13 protein-coding genes are annotated in these 14,536 nt (G+C 64.5%); 9 read left to right on the plus strand and 4 right to left on the minus strand.

Annotated features, from left to right (window positions below; all coding sequences use genetic code 11):
• Nucleotides 1–68: 68 nt before the first annotated feature.
• Nucleotides 69–446 (minus strand): hypothetical protein, encoded by a 378-nt coding sequence (locus JQ507_01590; protein QRI70263.1) that lies wholly within the window; start codon nucleotides 444–446, stop codon nucleotides 69–71.
• Nucleotides 447–552: 106 nt separating this feature from the next.
• On the minus strand, nucleotides 553–1,701 hold the full coding sequence (locus JQ507_01595; GenBank protein QRI70264.1) for an alpha/beta hydrolase: 1,149 nt from the start codon (nucleotides 1,699–1,701) through the stop codon (nucleotides 553–555).
• A gap of 103 nt (nucleotides 1,702–1,804) precedes the next feature.
• Between JQ507_01595 and JQ507_01600 the strand changes: the two genes are divergently transcribed.
• On the plus strand, nucleotides 1,805–2,311 hold the full coding sequence (locus tag JQ507_01600; GenBank protein QRI70265.1) for a hypothetical protein: 507 nt from the start codon (nucleotides 1,805–1,807) through the stop codon (nucleotides 2,309–2,311).
• A gap of 230 nt (nucleotides 2,312–2,541) precedes the next feature.
• Here the strand turns inward: JQ507_01600 and JQ507_01605 are convergent, their stop codons facing one another.
• Entirely contained in the window at nucleotides 2,542–4,086 is a 1,545-nt protein-coding gene (locus JQ507_01605) for an acyl-CoA synthetase (protein ID QRI70266.1), read from the minus strand.
• A gap of 171 nt (nucleotides 4,087–4,257) precedes the next feature.
• Nucleotides 4,258–5,430: an acetyl-CoA C-acetyltransferase gene (locus tag JQ507_01610; protein QRI70267.1), complete on the minus strand. Its 1,173-nt coding sequence runs from the start codon at nucleotides 5,428–5,430 to the stop codon at nucleotides 4,258–4,260.
• Nucleotides 5,431–5,605: 175 nt separating this feature from the next.
• Between JQ507_01610 and JQ507_01615 the strand changes: the two genes are divergently transcribed.
• The 8 genes from JQ507_01615 (at nucleotide 5,606) to JQ507_01650 (ending at nucleotide 14,518) form a co-directional block, all read left to right on the plus strand.
• Nucleotides 5,606–6,271, plus strand: coding sequence for a TetR family transcriptional regulator (locus JQ507_01615; protein QRI70268.1), 666 nt, complete (start codon nucleotides 5,606–5,608; stop codon nucleotides 6,269–6,271).
• A gap of 46 nt (nucleotides 6,272–6,317) precedes the next feature.
• Entirely contained in the window at nucleotides 6,318–7,076 is a 759-nt protein-coding gene (locus JQ507_01620) for an SDR family NAD(P)-dependent oxidoreductase (protein ID QRI70269.1), read from the plus strand.
• Between the two features lie 187 nt (nucleotides 7,077–7,263).
• The gene (locus JQ507_01625) at nucleotides 7,264–8,070 is read left to right on the plus strand and encodes an enoyl-CoA hydratase/isomerase family protein (protein ID QRI70270.1); all 807 of its coding nucleotides are present in this window, start codon (nucleotides 7,264–7,266) and stop codon (nucleotides 8,068–8,070) included.
• 41 nt (nucleotides 8,071–8,111) lie between these two features.
• Nucleotides 8,112–9,980, plus strand: coding sequence for an AMP-binding protein (locus tag JQ507_01630; GenBank protein QRI70271.1), 1,869 nt, complete (start codon nucleotides 8,112–8,114; stop codon nucleotides 9,978–9,980).
• Nucleotides 9,981–10,140: 160 nt separating this feature from the next.
• Complete coding sequence (locus tag JQ507_01635; GenBank protein QRI70272.1) at nucleotides 10,141–11,268, plus strand: acyl-CoA/acyl-ACP dehydrogenase; 1,128 nt, start codon at nucleotides 10,141–10,143, stop codon at nucleotides 11,266–11,268.
• Nucleotides 11,269–11,280: 12 nt separating this feature from the next.
• Nucleotides 11,281–12,528: an acyl-CoA dehydrogenase gene (locus tag JQ507_01640; GenBank protein ID QRI70273.1), complete on the plus strand. Its 1,248-nt coding sequence runs from the start codon at nucleotides 11,281–11,283 to the stop codon at nucleotides 12,526–12,528.
• Nucleotides 12,529–12,557: 29 nt separating this feature from the next.
• The gene (locus tag JQ507_01645; protein QRI70274.1) at nucleotides 12,558–13,802 is read left to right on the plus strand and encodes an acyl-CoA dehydrogenase; all 1,245 of its coding nucleotides are present in this window, start codon (nucleotides 12,558–12,560) and stop codon (nucleotides 13,800–13,802) included.
• Between the two features lie 2 nt (nucleotides 13,803–13,804).
• The gene (locus JQ507_01650; GenBank protein QRI70275.1) at nucleotides 13,805–14,518 is read left to right on the plus strand and encodes a nitroreductase; all 714 of its coding nucleotides are present in this window, start codon (nucleotides 13,805–13,807) and stop codon (nucleotides 14,516–14,518) included.
• Nucleotides 14,519–14,536 lie beyond the last annotated feature (18 nt).

Consider the following 14,536-nt stretch of genomic DNA (forward strand, 5'->3'; position numbering starts at 1 on the left):
ATCGACCCACAAAATAGCAACGGGGCCCGCAGGGCCCCGTTGCCGCATCGTAAATGGCCTGCGGCCGCTCAGTAATCGCGCCGGTAGAAGCTGTGGTGATGATGGTGGTGGTGATGATGGTGATGGTAGCGCCGATAGCGCGGCACCACGATGACGGGAGGACCGTAGCCACGATCATAGCCGCGATAGTAGCCATGGTGGTGGTGATGGTGATGATGGTGGTGATGATAGAACTGCGCGAGTTGGACGTCCTCGCGCACCGGAGGAGGCGCAGCCTCGTCCAGAGCCTGCAGCTTTGCCGAGGCGTTAGTGATCGGCTCCAGCAGTTCTGCGTACGAGCTCGCTTGCAGCACGTCGGTCGGCGCGGGTGCCGGCGCAGCTTGGGCGGCCCCGAGCGCGCCCAGGGATGCGACCGCTCCCAACAATCCGGCAATCTTCTTTTCCATAGTCCTCCTCCAAATCGGTCCGCCGGACAAAACCGGCCGACTGCAACGCCAGGTTCCATGGAATGTTCCCGGAAATTTCCGGAACATATCCCCTAGCGCACGCGGTCTATTGCGCTGCACGCGCGAGGAACTGCAGCAGCAGCCGGCTCACTTCGTCCGGCTGTTCCTGCTGCACCCAGTGGCCTGCACCGTCGACCAGATGGCAGCCGATCATTTTGGTGCAGGCTTTCGTTTGCATCGCCTCGAATACGCCGGGCCGCTGATAGGTGCCCCAATCCTGCTTGCCGGAGATGAAGGCGGATGGTTGGTCGATGCTGCGGCCGCTCCAGGTTTGCAATTCCGCCGTGAATGCGCCTGATGTGCCGCAGCGATACCATTGCAGCCCGCCCTGGAATCCGGTGCGCTGATATTCCGCGCTGTAATAGGCAAGCTCGCGATCCGGCAGCCAGGTGTTGGCGGCGATCGCTTCGCGCGACGGCATCTCCTCGGCGACCGTCGCAGCCATGTCCTTGGCGAGATCCATCACGTAATAGGTCGGCAGTTTCGCCAGTTCGCCTGCGGACCAGGAATGCAATGGATACGGCGTGTTGTCTTTCCAGTCCGCGCTCTTGTGATGGTAGTAAGCGCGCAGGAAGTCGTGCACACCCTGCGGCGCGCGATGCATGTCGTCATTGGCCGGTCGTGTCGAATAGTACCATTGGTAATGTTTGCGCGGCCGCGGCAGCGCGGCGAGCTCGCGATGCACGGGGTCGTCAGTCGCGGGCTTCGCGGGTTCATTGGCGGTGTTGAACGGCAGCGACGGCGGACCCGAGAACGGTGCGCTCATCATCACCACGGTGCGGAACACGTCGGGGCGGATCAGCGCGCACCACGCCGCGACCGACGAGCCGAAATCGTGCCCGATCACGGCATCGACATGCGTGTAGCCGAACGCCGCGACCAGCCCGAGCGCGTCGCGCACCAGGTTGGGCAGGCGGAAGGCGGCGAGGTCGCCGTCATAATCCGCGCTCCAGCCCGTCGTGCGGCCATAGCCGCGCTGGTCCGGCGCGATGACGTGATAGCCGGCCGCGGCAAGCTTCGGCATCACCTTGCGCCAGGAAAACGCCAGCTCCGGAAAGCCGTGCAGCAGCAACAGGCAGGGCCGGCCCGACGTCTCGAAGCCGGCTTCGAGCACATGCATGCGCAGGCCGTTGATCCCGTCGACATAGCGCGAGCGGATGGTGGAGGGCAGCGGGACGTCGGAGAGGGCTTCCATCTGAGTTCACCTGTTGGGCATCGCCGTACAACCAGCGCATTTGGCTGTATGCTGGCAGTCGTTGTCGTGACGATAGCAACTTTGCCCAGGGGATGCCTACCGCATGCGCCACGCGAGGATTGCAGAGCTGCCCGGCTGGATGGTGCGTCTCGGTCTGACCATCATCGCCGCGAGCTTCGTGCTGATATCGGCCGTGCGCGCCGCCGACATCAAGCAACTTACCGAAAAACTGCCGCGTGCCTATATCGGCGAGTTCCTGTGGGACGGCGACACCACGGTGCAGAACGTCGTCGTTACCCTCGACAAGGTCAACGCTCTGAACGAGCAGAATGCGGAAGCGCGCGGCTGCGGCTCATATGAAGTTGGTCGTCACGTAACCAAGATCGGGGTGCGGATGTTCATCCGGCTGTCCGACCTCGAGGTCGAGATCTTCGAGCAATCGCCGGACGACGGCGGGGCGTTCGAGACCGACGGCAGCCATCGCGGCAAGCTGTCGGATGATTTGCAGCAGATCGACGCGCAGTGGACCACCACGGCGTCAGGCAAGCACGGCCAGCTGCATCTGCGTGCCGCGGCCTCTGCCGCCTGCGAGCCGGCGGCGGAGTTGTAGGCCGCCGGTTTGGGCGCAAGCGGCGTCCCGCGTGCGCTCTTCATCCTCCCCTGGAGGACGGCACGGATCAGTTGCACTATTTCGGAATATTGGAAATATCTCCCTGAGTTGCCCGACGTGTCAAGCTGTGTTGTCAAACGCCCGGCAGCCGCCAGCTCCTTTGCATGGGGTTGTTTTTCGATATTTTGGCCGCGCGCGGCGGCGGGGCCCTCCGGACGGGCGAGCCGCGGTTACGTCCTGGCAGGCGCCTTCGGCCAATAGCGGTCGCGCAGATGGCGCTTCACCAGCTTGCCGGTCGGCGTGCGCGGCAGCTCCTGCTCGAAGTCGATGCTCTTCGGGCATTTGATCGGCGACAGGTGCTGCCGGCAGAACGCGATCAGCTCGGCCTCGAGCGCCTTGCCGGCCTTGCCGATGTCATGCGGCTGCACCACGGCCTTGACCTCCTCGCCCATCTCCTCGTTCGGCACGCCGAACACCGCCACGTCGGACACCGCGGGATGTGTGATCAGCACGTCCTCGGTTTCCTGCGGATAGATGTTCACGCCGCCGGAGATGATCATGTAGCTCTTGCGGTCGGTCAGATAGAGGAAGCCTTCTTCATCCAGGTAGCCGACGTCGCCGAGCGTCGACCAGCCCTTGGCGTTGTAGGCCTTCTTCGTCTTCTCGGGATCATTGTGATAGCTGAACACGGGCGCGTCGGCGAAATAGACTTGGCCGATCTGCCCCGTGGGCGCCTCCTCCTCATTCTCGTCGAGGATCTTGACCTTGCCGACCACGGCACGGCCGACCGTGCCGCGATGGGTCAGCCATTGCTGCGAGGTCGAGACCGTGACGCCGTTGCCTTCGGAGCCGGCGTAATACTCGATCAGGATCGGTCCCCACCACTCGATCATCTTGGCCTTCACGTCGACCGGACAGGGCGCCGCGGCGTGGATCGCGCCCTTCAGCGAGGAGACGTTGTAGCGGGCGCGCACCTCGTCGGGCAGCTTCAGCATGCGCACGAACATGGTCGGCACCAGCTGCGACTGCGTCACCTTGTGCTTCTCGACCTGCTTCAGGAATTCCTCGGCGTCGAAATGCTCCATGATGACGGAGGTGCCGCCCAGCACCGTCGCCATCATGTTGAAGCGCAAGGGAGCCGCATGATAGAGCGGCGCCGGCGACAGATAAATGGAGTCGGCATTCATGCCGCACATGTCGGCGGTGAGAATCCGCAGGAACGGGTTCGGCACGTCGATCCGGTTGCCTTCGAATTCCTTCTTGATGCCCTTGGGCCGGCCGGTGGTGCCGGAGGAATACAGCATGTCGTAGCCCGCGACCTCGTCGGCAACCGGCGTGGTCGGCTGCGCGGCGGCCTCCTTGTCATAGGAGCGGAAGCCCGCTGCAGGCTCGTCCATCATATAGAACAGCGGTTCGCCGGGTTCGCCCTTGATCAGGCCCTTCACCTTGTCGGCACACTGCGGCGTGGTGATGAACACCTTGGCGCCGCAGTCTTTAATGATGTAGGCGATCTCCTCTTCCGTCAGGTAGCGGCTGATCGCCGTGTAATAGAGGCCCGAGCGCTGCGCGGCCCAGCAGATCTCCATGAAGGCGAGGCGGTTCTCCATCAGGAGCGCGATGTGGTCGCCCGCCTTCAGGCCGAGCGAACGGAACAGATGCGCGCCCTGGTTCGAGAGTTCGTCGAGCTCGCGATAGGTGATGGCTTTGCCTGACGCCGCCATCTGGTAGGCGATCTTGTCCGGATGGTTGCGCGCGTGGATGGAGGGATGGGTCATTGATACTCGCAAAAAACAAGGTGGTCGTCCCGGCGAAAGCCGGGACCCATAACCACCGATCTAAATTGTAGAAACGAGCTGGGGCTCCAGCCGCCGTAACCACGCACATTTGTGGTTATGGGTCCCGGCTTTCGCCGGGACGACACCATCAACGTGGAATCGCTCTGCCTCTTACAGCCGCTCGACGATCGTCACGTTGGCCATGCCGCCGCCTTCGCACATGGTCTGCAGGCCGTAGCGCTTGTTGCGCTGCTTCAGCGCATGCAGCAGCGTGGTCATCAGCTTGGTGCCGCTGCCGCCGAGCGGATGGCCGAGTGCGATCGCGCCGCCATTGACGTTGAGGCGGGCCGGATCGGCGCCGGTGGTCTTCAGCCAAGCGGTCGGCACCGAGGCGAAGGCCTCGTTGACCTCGAACAGGTCGATGTCGTCGATTGACATGCCCGCCTTTTGCAGCGCGCGCTGGGTCGCCGGCAGCGGCGCTTCCAGCATGATCACGGGATCGCCGCCCATCATGGTGAGATGGTGGATGCGCGCCATCGGCTTGACGCCGAGCGCCTTGAGGCCCTTCTCGTTGACGACCATCACGCCGGAGGCGCCGTCGCAGATCTGGCTGGCGCTGGCCGCGGTCAGCTTGCCGTTCTCGGCGATCAGCTTGACGCCCTTGATGCCGTCGAGGCTGACGTCGAAGCGGATGCCTTCGTCGATATGGTGGGTATCGGTCGAGCCGTCGGCGCGGGTAATCTTCACCGGCACGATCTCGTCCTTGAAGTGGCCGGCCTGCGTGGCCGCGATCGCGCGCTGGTGGCTGTTGTAGGAATATTCGTCGAGCTCATCCTTCGACAGCCCGTACTTCTCGGCCATCATCTCCGCGCCGGTGAACTGGCTGAAGACGATGTTGGGATACTTCGCCTCGATGCCCGGGCTCTTGTAGTGGCCGAAGCCGTTCTTGGCGGGCAGCGAGGAGGCGAGCCCCATCGGCACGCGGGTCATCGATTCCACGCCGGCCGCGATCACGCAGTCCATGGTGCCCGACATCACCGCCTGGGCCGCGAAGTGCAGCGCCTGCTGCGAGGAGCCGCACTGGCGGTCGATCGAGGTCGCGGGCACGCTCTCCGGCAGCTTCGAGGCCATCACCGCATTGCGCGCGATGTTGGTGGATTGCTCGCCGGTCTGCATCACGCAGCCCATGATGACGTCCTCGACCTGCGCAGGGTCGACGCCGGTGCGGTCGACCAAGGCATTGAGCACGGTCGCGGCCAGATCGGCCGGATGCCAGCCGGCGAGGCGCCCTCCCTTGCGGCCGCCTGCGGTGCGAGCGGCGGCGACGATATATGCCTCGGCCATGTCTGATCTCCCTGAGGTTTCTGGATTGGGTGGTCTTTAAAGTTGGGCCGGATTTAAGGGGCGGCTCAGCATTTAGTCAATCAATCAATTAACTCTTGAGTGCCGCCCCGCCATGGGCTTATGTGCGGCCTCGATTTACCGTCGTGTCCAGACACCAAGCGGGACCAGAGCGCAGTTGAATACCAGCGTACCGACGAAACTCGCCGCGGGCAGAAACGCCACTGCCGACAAGCTATTGGTCGCAGCCAGCGAGCTGATGATCGAACGCGCCTCGATCGAGGTCTCGCTGTCCGACATCGCCCAGAAGTCGGGCGTCAACGCTGCGCTGGTGAAATATCATTTCGGCAACAAGGACGGGCTGTTGCTGGCGCTATTGGCGCGCGACGCCGCCACCGAGATATCGCAGCTCGAATATTTGCTGGCGCAGCCGATCACGCCGTCGGAGAAATTGCGCCTGCATATCGGCGGCATCATCCGCGCCTATCACCAGTTCCCCTATATGAACCGGCTGATCCATTATCTGCTGCACGAGAGCTCGCCCTCTGCCGCGGACGAGGTGTCGAAATTCTTCGTCGCGCCGCTGCTGGATTTTCACCGCCGGCTGCTCGCAGAAGGCATCAAGGCCGGCCAATTCCGCAAGATCGATCCGGTGCTGTTCTACACCAGCCTGATCGGTGCCTGCGATCACCTGTTCTTCGGCCGCCACGCGATGTCGCGCGCGGTCGGCGTCGGTCCGGTCACCGACGAGGTCTGCCGCGAATACATCAAGCACATGGAAGCCTTGATCTTCGGCGGCGTGCTCAATCCCGACAAGGAAACGGCAGCGGTCGCCGCCGGATAAAAAAGTTCAAGTCTAGAGAAGAAACGCCCAAGGAAAGGTTGTTCTCATGCAGTTGAAAGACGTTGCCGTTCTCATCACCGGCGGTGGTTCCGGCCTCGGCGCCGCCACCGCGCGCGCCATGGCTGCCAAGGGCGCCAGGATCGGCGTGATCGACCAGAACAAGGAAAACGCCGAGAAGGTCGCTGCCGAAGTGAAGGGCGTCGCCCTGCACGCCGACGTCACCGACGAGGAAGCGATCAAGGCGGCGATCGCCAAGGCCGAGGCCGCGCACGGCATCGCGCGGGTCTTGATGAACTGCGCCGGCATCGGCGGCTCGCAGCGCATTATCGGCAAGGACGGAACGTACCCGCTGGCGAAATTCGTCCGCATCATCAACGTCAATCTGATCGGCACCTTCAACGTGCTGCGCCTGTTCGCCGAGCGCCTCGCCACCGCCGAGACGATCGGCGAGGAGCGCGGCGTCGTGATCAACACCGCGTCGGTTGCGGCCTATGAAGGCCAGATCGGCCAGATCGCCTATTCGGCCTCGAAGGGCGGCGTCGTCGGCCTCACGCTGCCGGCTGCGCGCGACCTCGCCAGCCTGAAGATCCGCGTCAACACCATCGCGCCCGGCCTGTTCCTGACGCCGCTGCTGATGGGTCTCAACGAAGAAGCGCGCAAGAGCCTCGGCGCCCAGGTGCCGCACCCGGCCCGCCTCGGCGATGCCTCGGAGTACGGCAACCTCGCGGTCCACATCGTCGAGAACCCGATGCTCAACGGCGAGACCATCCGTCTCGACGGCGCCATCCGCATGGCGCCGCGCTAGCGCGGGCTGCGCTCTCTTACCCTCCCCCCCTTGCCGGGGAGGGCGGCAGCGAAGGCTGCCGGGAGAGGGGTTCTCTCCGCGGCCACCCCTTTCCGTAGTGAGCATGCGGCATGGCCGCATATGCCCTCTCCCGCAAGGGGAGAGGGCGCATCGATTGTCACCGTATCCGCAGATGCAGGAGTGACGCGTGTCTCAACCGCTGCTGATCGAACATCGCGATGGAACAGATTGGGTCACGCTCAATCGTCCCGAGAGCCTCAACGCGCTCGATCCCTCGCTGATCGATGCGCTCAATGTCTATTTCCAGGGCCTGCAGCGCAATCGCGACACCCGCGTCGTGGTGCTGAAGGGTGCCGGCGCGAACTTTTGCGCCGGGCTCGACCTCAAGCACGCGATGGCGCGGCGCGGCGGCCAGACCGAGCCGCCGAGCGTCGCTGACTCCCTGGACTCGCAGCGCCGCATCGCCGACATCGTGATGCTGATGCGGCGCGCTCCGCAGCCGATCATCGCACTGGTGCAGGGCGCGGCTGCCGGCGGCGGCTTCGCGCTGGCGCTCGCGGCCGACATCCGCATCGCGGCGAAGAACGCGCGCATGAACTGCGCCTTCATCAAGCTCGGGCTCGGCGGCTGCGACATCGGCACCAGCTATTTCCTGCCGCGCCTCGTCGGCGTGTCAGTCGCCTCCGAATTGATCCTGACCGGGCGCTTCATCAATGCCGATCGCGCGCTTGCCGTCGGCCTCGTATCTGAAGTGGTCGAGCCCACCGATCTCGACGCTGCCGCCAATCCTTACGTCGATGCGATGATGACGGCCTCGCCGGTTGGCCTGCGCCTCTCGAAGGAATGCATCAACATGAGCGTCGATGCCGGCTCGATCGAGGCCGTGATTGCGATGGAGGATCGCAATCAGGTGCTGTGCAGCCGCTCGGAAGATTTTCAGGAAGGCATCAGGGCCTTCCTTGAGAAACGAAAGCCTGTCTATATCAGGCGCTGAGAACAGATCCTCAAAAGGACAAGAATTCCGGGAGACGCAAAATGGATGGAGACGCGGCGATGCTGACGAAACCCGCCTTCCGCAAGGTGGATTGGCTCGCGCGTGACATCGCGGTCGAACGGCGCGACGACGGCACCGTCGTCCTGAAGTCGCGGATTCCGCTCCAGGCTTATGAGACGCACATCCCGGCCTATCTCGCCAAATGGGCGGCGCAGGCCCCGGAGCGCATCTGGCTCGCGCAGCGCGGCGGCCCGGACCGGCGGTGGCGCAAGGTCTCCTATGGCGAAGCCAAGCGCACCGTCGATGCGCTGACCCAAGGCCTGCTCAATCTCGGCATTGCCGACGGCCGCCCCGTCGCGATCCTCTCGGGCAATTCGATCGAGCACGCGCTGATGACGCAGGCGGCGATGCAGGCGCGGCTGCCGGCCGCGCCGGTGTCGCCGGCCTATTCGCTGATGAGCCAGGATCATCTCAAGCTCAAATACCTGTTCAACCTGATCAAGCCTGCCGTCGTGATGGTGCAGGATGGCCCGAGCTTCGAGAAGGCGCTCAGGGCGATCGACCTCGCCGGCATCACCGTCGTCCACGTGCTGCGGCCCTGCGAGGGCATCAAGAGCGTGGCCTTTGCCGAGCTCGCGGCAACGAAGGTCACGGCTGATGTGGGCAATTCGATCGCGAAGATCACGCCCGAGACCGTCGGCAAGCTGCTGTTCACCTCGGGCTCGACCGGCATGCCGAAGGCCGTCATCAACACCCAGCAGATGATGTGCGCCAACGCGGCGATGATGATGCAGGTGCGCCCGCGCGAAGCCAACGGCCCGATCCCGACCGTGCTCGACTGGATGCCGTGGAATCACACCATGGGCGGCAACGCTGCGTTCAATCCGGTGCTGGTCGATGGCGGCACGCTCTATATCGATGACGGCCGGCCGATGCCGGGCCAACTCGAGGAGACCATCAGGAATCTGCGCGAGGTGTCGCCGACCTATTACGCCAACGTGCCGGCCGGCTATGCCGCCCTCGCGGCTGCGATGGAGAAGGACGAGGCGCTGTGCGAGAGTTTCTTCAAGAATCTCTCGATCATGGCCTATGGCGGCGCCCGGCTGCCCGACGATCTCTATGACCGCATGCAGGCACTGGCGGTGAAGACCACGGGTGAGCGCATCGTATTCTACACCGGTTGGGGTTCGACCGAGACCGCGCCGACCTCGACCGGCACCTATTGGGACACCGAGCGCGTCGGCTTGATCGGCCTGCCGTTCCCCGGCGTCGAGCTGAAGATGGTGCCGTGCGGCTCGAAATACGAGTTGCGGCTGCGCGGCGTCAATGTCACGCCGGGCTATTTCGGCCAGCCCGATCTCACGGCGAAGATGTTCGACGAGGAAGGCTTCTATTGCATCGGCGATGCCGGCGTGTTCGTGGACCCCACGGATCCGCTGCAAGGCATCATCTTCGCGGGCCGCGTGGTCGAGGACTTCAAGCTGACGACCGGCACTTTCGTCCATGTCGGCTCGCTGCGCACCGATGCGATCGCGGCCGCGACGCCGGTCGTGCATGACGCGCTGGTGGCGGGGCAGGATCGCGAATTCATCGGCCTGTTGTGCTGGCCGAACCTGCATGCCTGCCGCCAGCTCGTCGGCAATGCGGACGCGAGCTATGAGGACGTGATCCGGCATCCGGCCGTGATCGCCTGTCTCGAAAAGGGCTTGCAGGCCCACAACGCGTCCACCACCGGCAGCAGCATGCGGATCGCGCGCGCGATGCTGATGGTCGAGCCGCCATCGATCGACGGCAACGAGCTCACCGACAAGGGCTACATCAACCAGCGTGCCGGCCTCGAGCGCCGTGCCGAACTGGTCGAGAAGCTCTATGCCGAGCAGCCCTGCGGCGAGGTGATCGTGCTGTGCTGAAGCCCTCGCTCTCTCCATTCGTCATTCCGGGATGCGCCGAAGGCGCAGGCCCGGAATCCATCGTGCCGCACGGTCTGCGGTTCCATGGATTCCGGGCTCGCGCTTCGCGCGCCCCGGAATGACGGCCAATTGAAACGACAAGAACCAAGAAGGTAGCGCCATGAATTTCGATTTCTCCGACGAACAGAAGCAGATGCGCGACGAGGCGCGGAAATTCCTCAGCGAACAGTGCCCGCCGAAGGCCGTGCGCGAGGTGCTCGATGGCAAGGCGCCCTACGACAAGTCGCTGTGGAAGGGCCTCGCCGAGATGGGTTTCCTCGGTATCGCGATCCCTGAGCAGTTCGGCGGTGCGGGCGCCGGCCATCTCGAGCTCTGCGTGATTGCGGAGGAGATGGGTCGCGCGCTGGCGCCGGTGCCGTTCTCCTCGACCGTCTATCTCGCCGCCGAAGCGCTGCTGATCGCGGGCAGCGACGCACAGAAGCAGAAGTGGCTGCCGAAGATCGCCTCGGGCGATGCGATCGGCACGCTGGCGCTGTTCGAGGGCAAGGGCAATCCGTCGCCGAAGGCGGTCAAGGTCACGGCCAATGGCGGCGTGCTCAACGGCGTCAAGAAGCCGGTCGCGGACGGCGCGATCGCCGACTTCGCCGTGGTCGCCGCGCGCACCGGCTCCAGCGGCCGCGAGTCCGATATTTCCCTGTTCATCGTCGATCTCAAGGCCGCCGGCGTCGAGGTAAAGTCGCTGACCAACATCGATCTCACCCGTGGCCAGGCCGAGATCACCTTCAGGAATGCCAAGGCTGAACCGCTCGGCGCCGCCGGCGAGGGCTGGAGCGTCATCACCCAGGTGCTCGATCGTGCGGCCGTGCTGACGGCGTTTGAGCAGGTCGGCGGCGCCGACCGCGCGCTGGAAATGGGCCGCGACTACGCGCTCGACCGTATCGCGTTCGGCCGTCCGATCGGCTCGTTCCAGGCGGTCAAGCACATGCTGGCCGACATGTATGTCTCGGCGACGCTGGCGCGCTCGAACTGCTATTACGGCGCCTGGGCACTTTCGACCAACGCCGGCGAGTTGCCGGAGGCAGCGGCCGCCGCGCGCATCAGCGCGACGCAGGCGTTCCAGCACTGCGCCAAGAACAACATCCAGGTTCACGGCGGCATGGGCTTCACCTGGGAGTTCGACTGCCACATGTACTATCGCCGCGCCAATGCGGTGGCGCTCGGTCTCGGCAGCCTGTCCTATTGGGAAGACGCGCTGATCGATCGCATGCGCAAGAAGAACGCGGCGTAAGCGGGGACCGTCATGAATTTCGACGACACCCCGCAGGAGGCCGCATTCCGCGCCGAGGCGAAAGCCTGGATCGGAGCCAATGCGCCGAAGCAATATGAGGACGAACTGCGCAAGGCCTCGCTCGGCCGCGTTGCGCTCAAGGGCGCCAACATTCTCGAGGTCGCAAAAGCATGGCAGAAGAAGAAGGCCGATGCCGGCTGGGCCTGCCTGCACTGGCCGAAGGAGTATGGTGGCCGCGGCGCCTCGCCGATCGAGCGCGTGATCTGGCAGCAGGAAGAGGGACCGTTCGGCCGCCTCAGCTCGATGTTCATCATCGGCCATGGCATGTGCGGTCCGACCATGATGGCGTTCGCCGGCGAGGAGCAGAAACGCAAATACCTGCCGCCGCTCGCCTCCGGCGAGAAGATCTGGTGCCAGCTGTTCTCGGAGCCCGCCGGCGGCTCCGACGTTGCGGGCCTTCGGACCCGCGCCGAGAAGCACGGCGACGAATGGGTGATCAACGGCCAGAAGATCTGGACCTCGGGCGCGCATTATTCCGACTACGGCATCCTGCTGACCCGCACCGATCCAACGGTCGCGAAGCACAAGGGCCTCACCATGTTCTTCCTGGACATGAAGAGCCCGGGTGTCGAGATCAGGCCGATCAAGCAGGCGAGCGGGGCGTCGGACTTCAACGAAGTCTATTTCACCGACGTGCGCATTCCGGACTCGCAGCGGCTCGGCAACGTCAATGACGGCTGGAACGTGTCGCTGACCACGCTGATGAACGAGCGCATGTCGATCGGCGCCGGCGTGGCCACCGGCTTCCCCGAGCTGTTCGATTTCTGCAACAGCCTGATGCTGGAGGATGGCCCCGCGATCGAGAACCGCGCGGTCCGCTCCAAGCTTGCGAACTGGGCGGTGAAGGCGAGCGGGCTGAAATACACCAGCATGCGGGCGATCTCCGCGCTGTCACGCGGTGAGCGTCCGGGACCGGAGAACTCGATCGGGAAGCTGGTCGCCGGCTCGATGATCCAGGATGTCGCGACCTACGCTCTCGACCTGCAGGGCGCCGCCGGCGCCTTGAGCGGGCACGAGGATGCCGAGGTTGCCGGCAAATTCCAGGCCATGCTGCTGCGCGCGCCGGGCACCCGCGTCGAGGGCGGCACCGACGAGATCATGCGCAACATCATAGCCGAACGCGTGCTGGGCCTGCCCGGTGATATCCGGGTCGACAAGGATGTTCCCTTCAACAAGATCCCGACCAAGGGCCGCGCCTGATCGCGCGTGAAATCAAAAAGAGGTTCGCCATGAATTTCGATGACACGCCGCAGGAAGCCGAGTTCCGCGCCATTGCGCGCAAGTGGATCGCCGCCAACGCACCGAAGGAGTTCGAAGAAGAGCTCTCGAAGTCGTCGCTCGGCCGCATCAGGCTGGCCAAGCACGACATGGTCGAGGTCGGCAAGGCCTGGCAGAAGAAGAAGGCGGAAGGCGGCTGGGCCTGCCTGCACTGGCCGAAGGAATATGGCGGCCGTGGCGCCACCCCGATCGAGCGCGTGATCTGGCAGCAGGAAGAAGGCGTCTATGGCAAATTGACCCAGCCGTTCCAGATCGGCGAGGGCATGTGCGGGCCGACCGTGATGGCCTGGGGCAGCGAGGAGGCCAAGCGCCGCTATCTGCCGAAGCTCGCTGCGGGCGAGGAGATCTGGTGCCAGCTGTTCTCCGAGCCGTCGGCCGGCTCCGACGTCGCGGGACTTCGGACACGCGCCGAGAAGAAGGGCGACAGCTGGGTGGTCAACGGCCAGAAGATCTGGACCTCGGGTGCGCATTACTCCGACTACGGCCTGTTGATCGCGCGCACCGATCCGAATGTGCCCAAGCACAAGGGCCTCACGATGTTCTTCCTCGACATGAAGAGCCCGGGCGTCGAAGTGCGGCCGATCAAGCAGGCCAACGGCATGCAGGAATTCAACGAGGTCTATTTCACCGACGTCGTAATCCCGGACAGCCAGCGGCTTGGTGCGGTCGGCGAGGGCTGGAGCGTGTCGCTGACCACGCTGATGAATGAGCGCATGTCGATCGGCGCGCGGCTTGCGACCGGCGTGCCCGAGATGTTCGAGTTCTGCTCCAATCTGATGCTGGAAGATGGCCTTGCGATCGACGATCCGGCGGTGCGCTCGAAGCTGGCGAGCTGGGCGGTGAAGGCGAGCGGGCTGAAATACACCAGCTACCGCGCGATCTCGGCGCTGTCGAAGGGCGAGCGGCCAGGTCCGGAAAACTCCATCGGCAAGCTCGTCTCCGGCCTGATGCTGCAGGACATCGCGACCTATGCGATGGACCTCGAAGGCGCGGCGGGCAGCCTCACCGGCACCGATGAGGAGCAGGCCAACGGCCAGTTCCAGCAGATGCTGCTGTCATCGCCCTCGATGCGCATCGCCGGCGGCACCGATGAGATCCTGCGCAACATCATCGCCGAGCGCGTGCTGGGTCTGCCCGGCGACATCCGGGTCGACAAGGACGTGCCCTACAACAAGATCCCGACCAAGGGACGCTGAGCATGGATGCGAAAACACCCGGCGCGCGTTATGCGACCGAAGACCGCATCGGCGCGCTCGAGGAACTGCTCAACGAGCGCTACTCGGTGCGCGCATTCCTGCCGCGTGATGTGCCGCGCAACGTTATCGAAAACATCCTGACGACCGCGCAGCGCACCGCGTCCTGGTGCAACAGCCAGCCCTGGCAGGTACTGATCGTCTCGGGCGAGGCCAAGGAGCGGTTCCGCAAGGCGATCTATGCCGAGGCCTCGCGCGGTCTCGGCGAGGACTACGACTTCACGCCGCCGCGCGAATATGTCGGCGTGTATCTGGAACGCCGCCGCGAAAGCGGCTTCCAGCTCTACAACACGCTGGGTATCGCGCGCGGCGACAGAGCCGCCTATGCCAAACAGGCGCTGGAGAATTACAATTTCTTCGGCGCGCCGCACATTGCCGTGATCCACACCAACGAGCCGCTCGGCATCTATGGCGCGATTGACTGCGGCGGCTATGTCTCGAACTTCATGCTGGCCGCGCAGGCGCTCGGGCTCGGCACCATCCCGCAGGCCGCGCTCGCGCGCCATTCCGGCCTGATCCGCCGCCATTTCAGCCTGCCTGACGATCGCCGCGTGGTCTGCGGCATCTCGTTCGGCTATGCGGATCACGCACACAAGGTGAACAGCTACCGCACGTCACGCGCAACTGTGGCTGATACTGTCACATTCGTTGATGTATAGTTTCCTCAAGGCGGGACG

It is taken from the genome of Bradyrhizobium sp. PSBB068, from assembly GCA_016839165.1.
GTDB lineage: Bacteria > Pseudomonadota > Alphaproteobacteria > Rhizobiales > Xanthobacteraceae > Bradyrhizobium.

Coding starts and splice junctions, on each gene's coding strand:
- JQ507_01590 (QRI70263.1), bottom strand. CDS start 446: ATGGAAAAGAAGATTGCCGGATTGTTGGGAGCGGTCGCATCCCTGGGC.
- JQ507_01595 (QRI70264.1), bottom strand. CDS start 1,701: ATGGAAGCCCTCTCCGACGTCCCGCTGCCCTCCACCATCCGCTCGCGC.
- JQ507_01600 (QRI70265.1), top strand. CDS start 1,805: ATGCGCCACGCGAGGATTGCAGAGCTGCCCGGCTGGATGGTGCGTCTC.
- JQ507_01605 (QRI70266.1), bottom strand. CDS start 4,086: ATGACCCATCCCTCCATCCACGCGCGCAACCATCCGGACAAGATCGCC.
- JQ507_01610 (QRI70267.1), bottom strand. CDS start 5,430: ATGGCCGAGGCATATATCGTCGCCGCCGCTCGCACCGCAGGCGGCCGC.
- JQ507_01620 (QRI70269.1), top strand. CDS start 6,318: ATGCAGTTGAAAGACGTTGCCGTTCTCATCACCGGCGGTGGTTCCGGC.
- JQ507_01630 (QRI70271.1), top strand. CDS start 8,112: ATGGATGGAGACGCGGCGATGCTGACGAAACCCGCCTTCCGCAAGGTG.
- JQ507_01635 (QRI70272.1), top strand. CDS start 10,141: ATGAATTTCGATTTCTCCGACGAACAGAAGCAGATGCGCGACGAGGCG.
- JQ507_01640 (QRI70273.1), top strand. CDS start 11,281: ATGAATTTCGACGACACCCCGCAGGAGGCCGCATTCCGCGCCGAGGCG.
- JQ507_01645 (QRI70274.1), top strand. CDS start 12,558: ATGAATTTCGATGACACGCCGCAGGAAGCCGAGTTCCGCGCCATTGCG.
- JQ507_01650 (QRI70275.1), top strand. CDS start 13,805: ATGGATGCGAAAACACCCGGCGCGCGTTATGCGACCGAAGACCGCATC.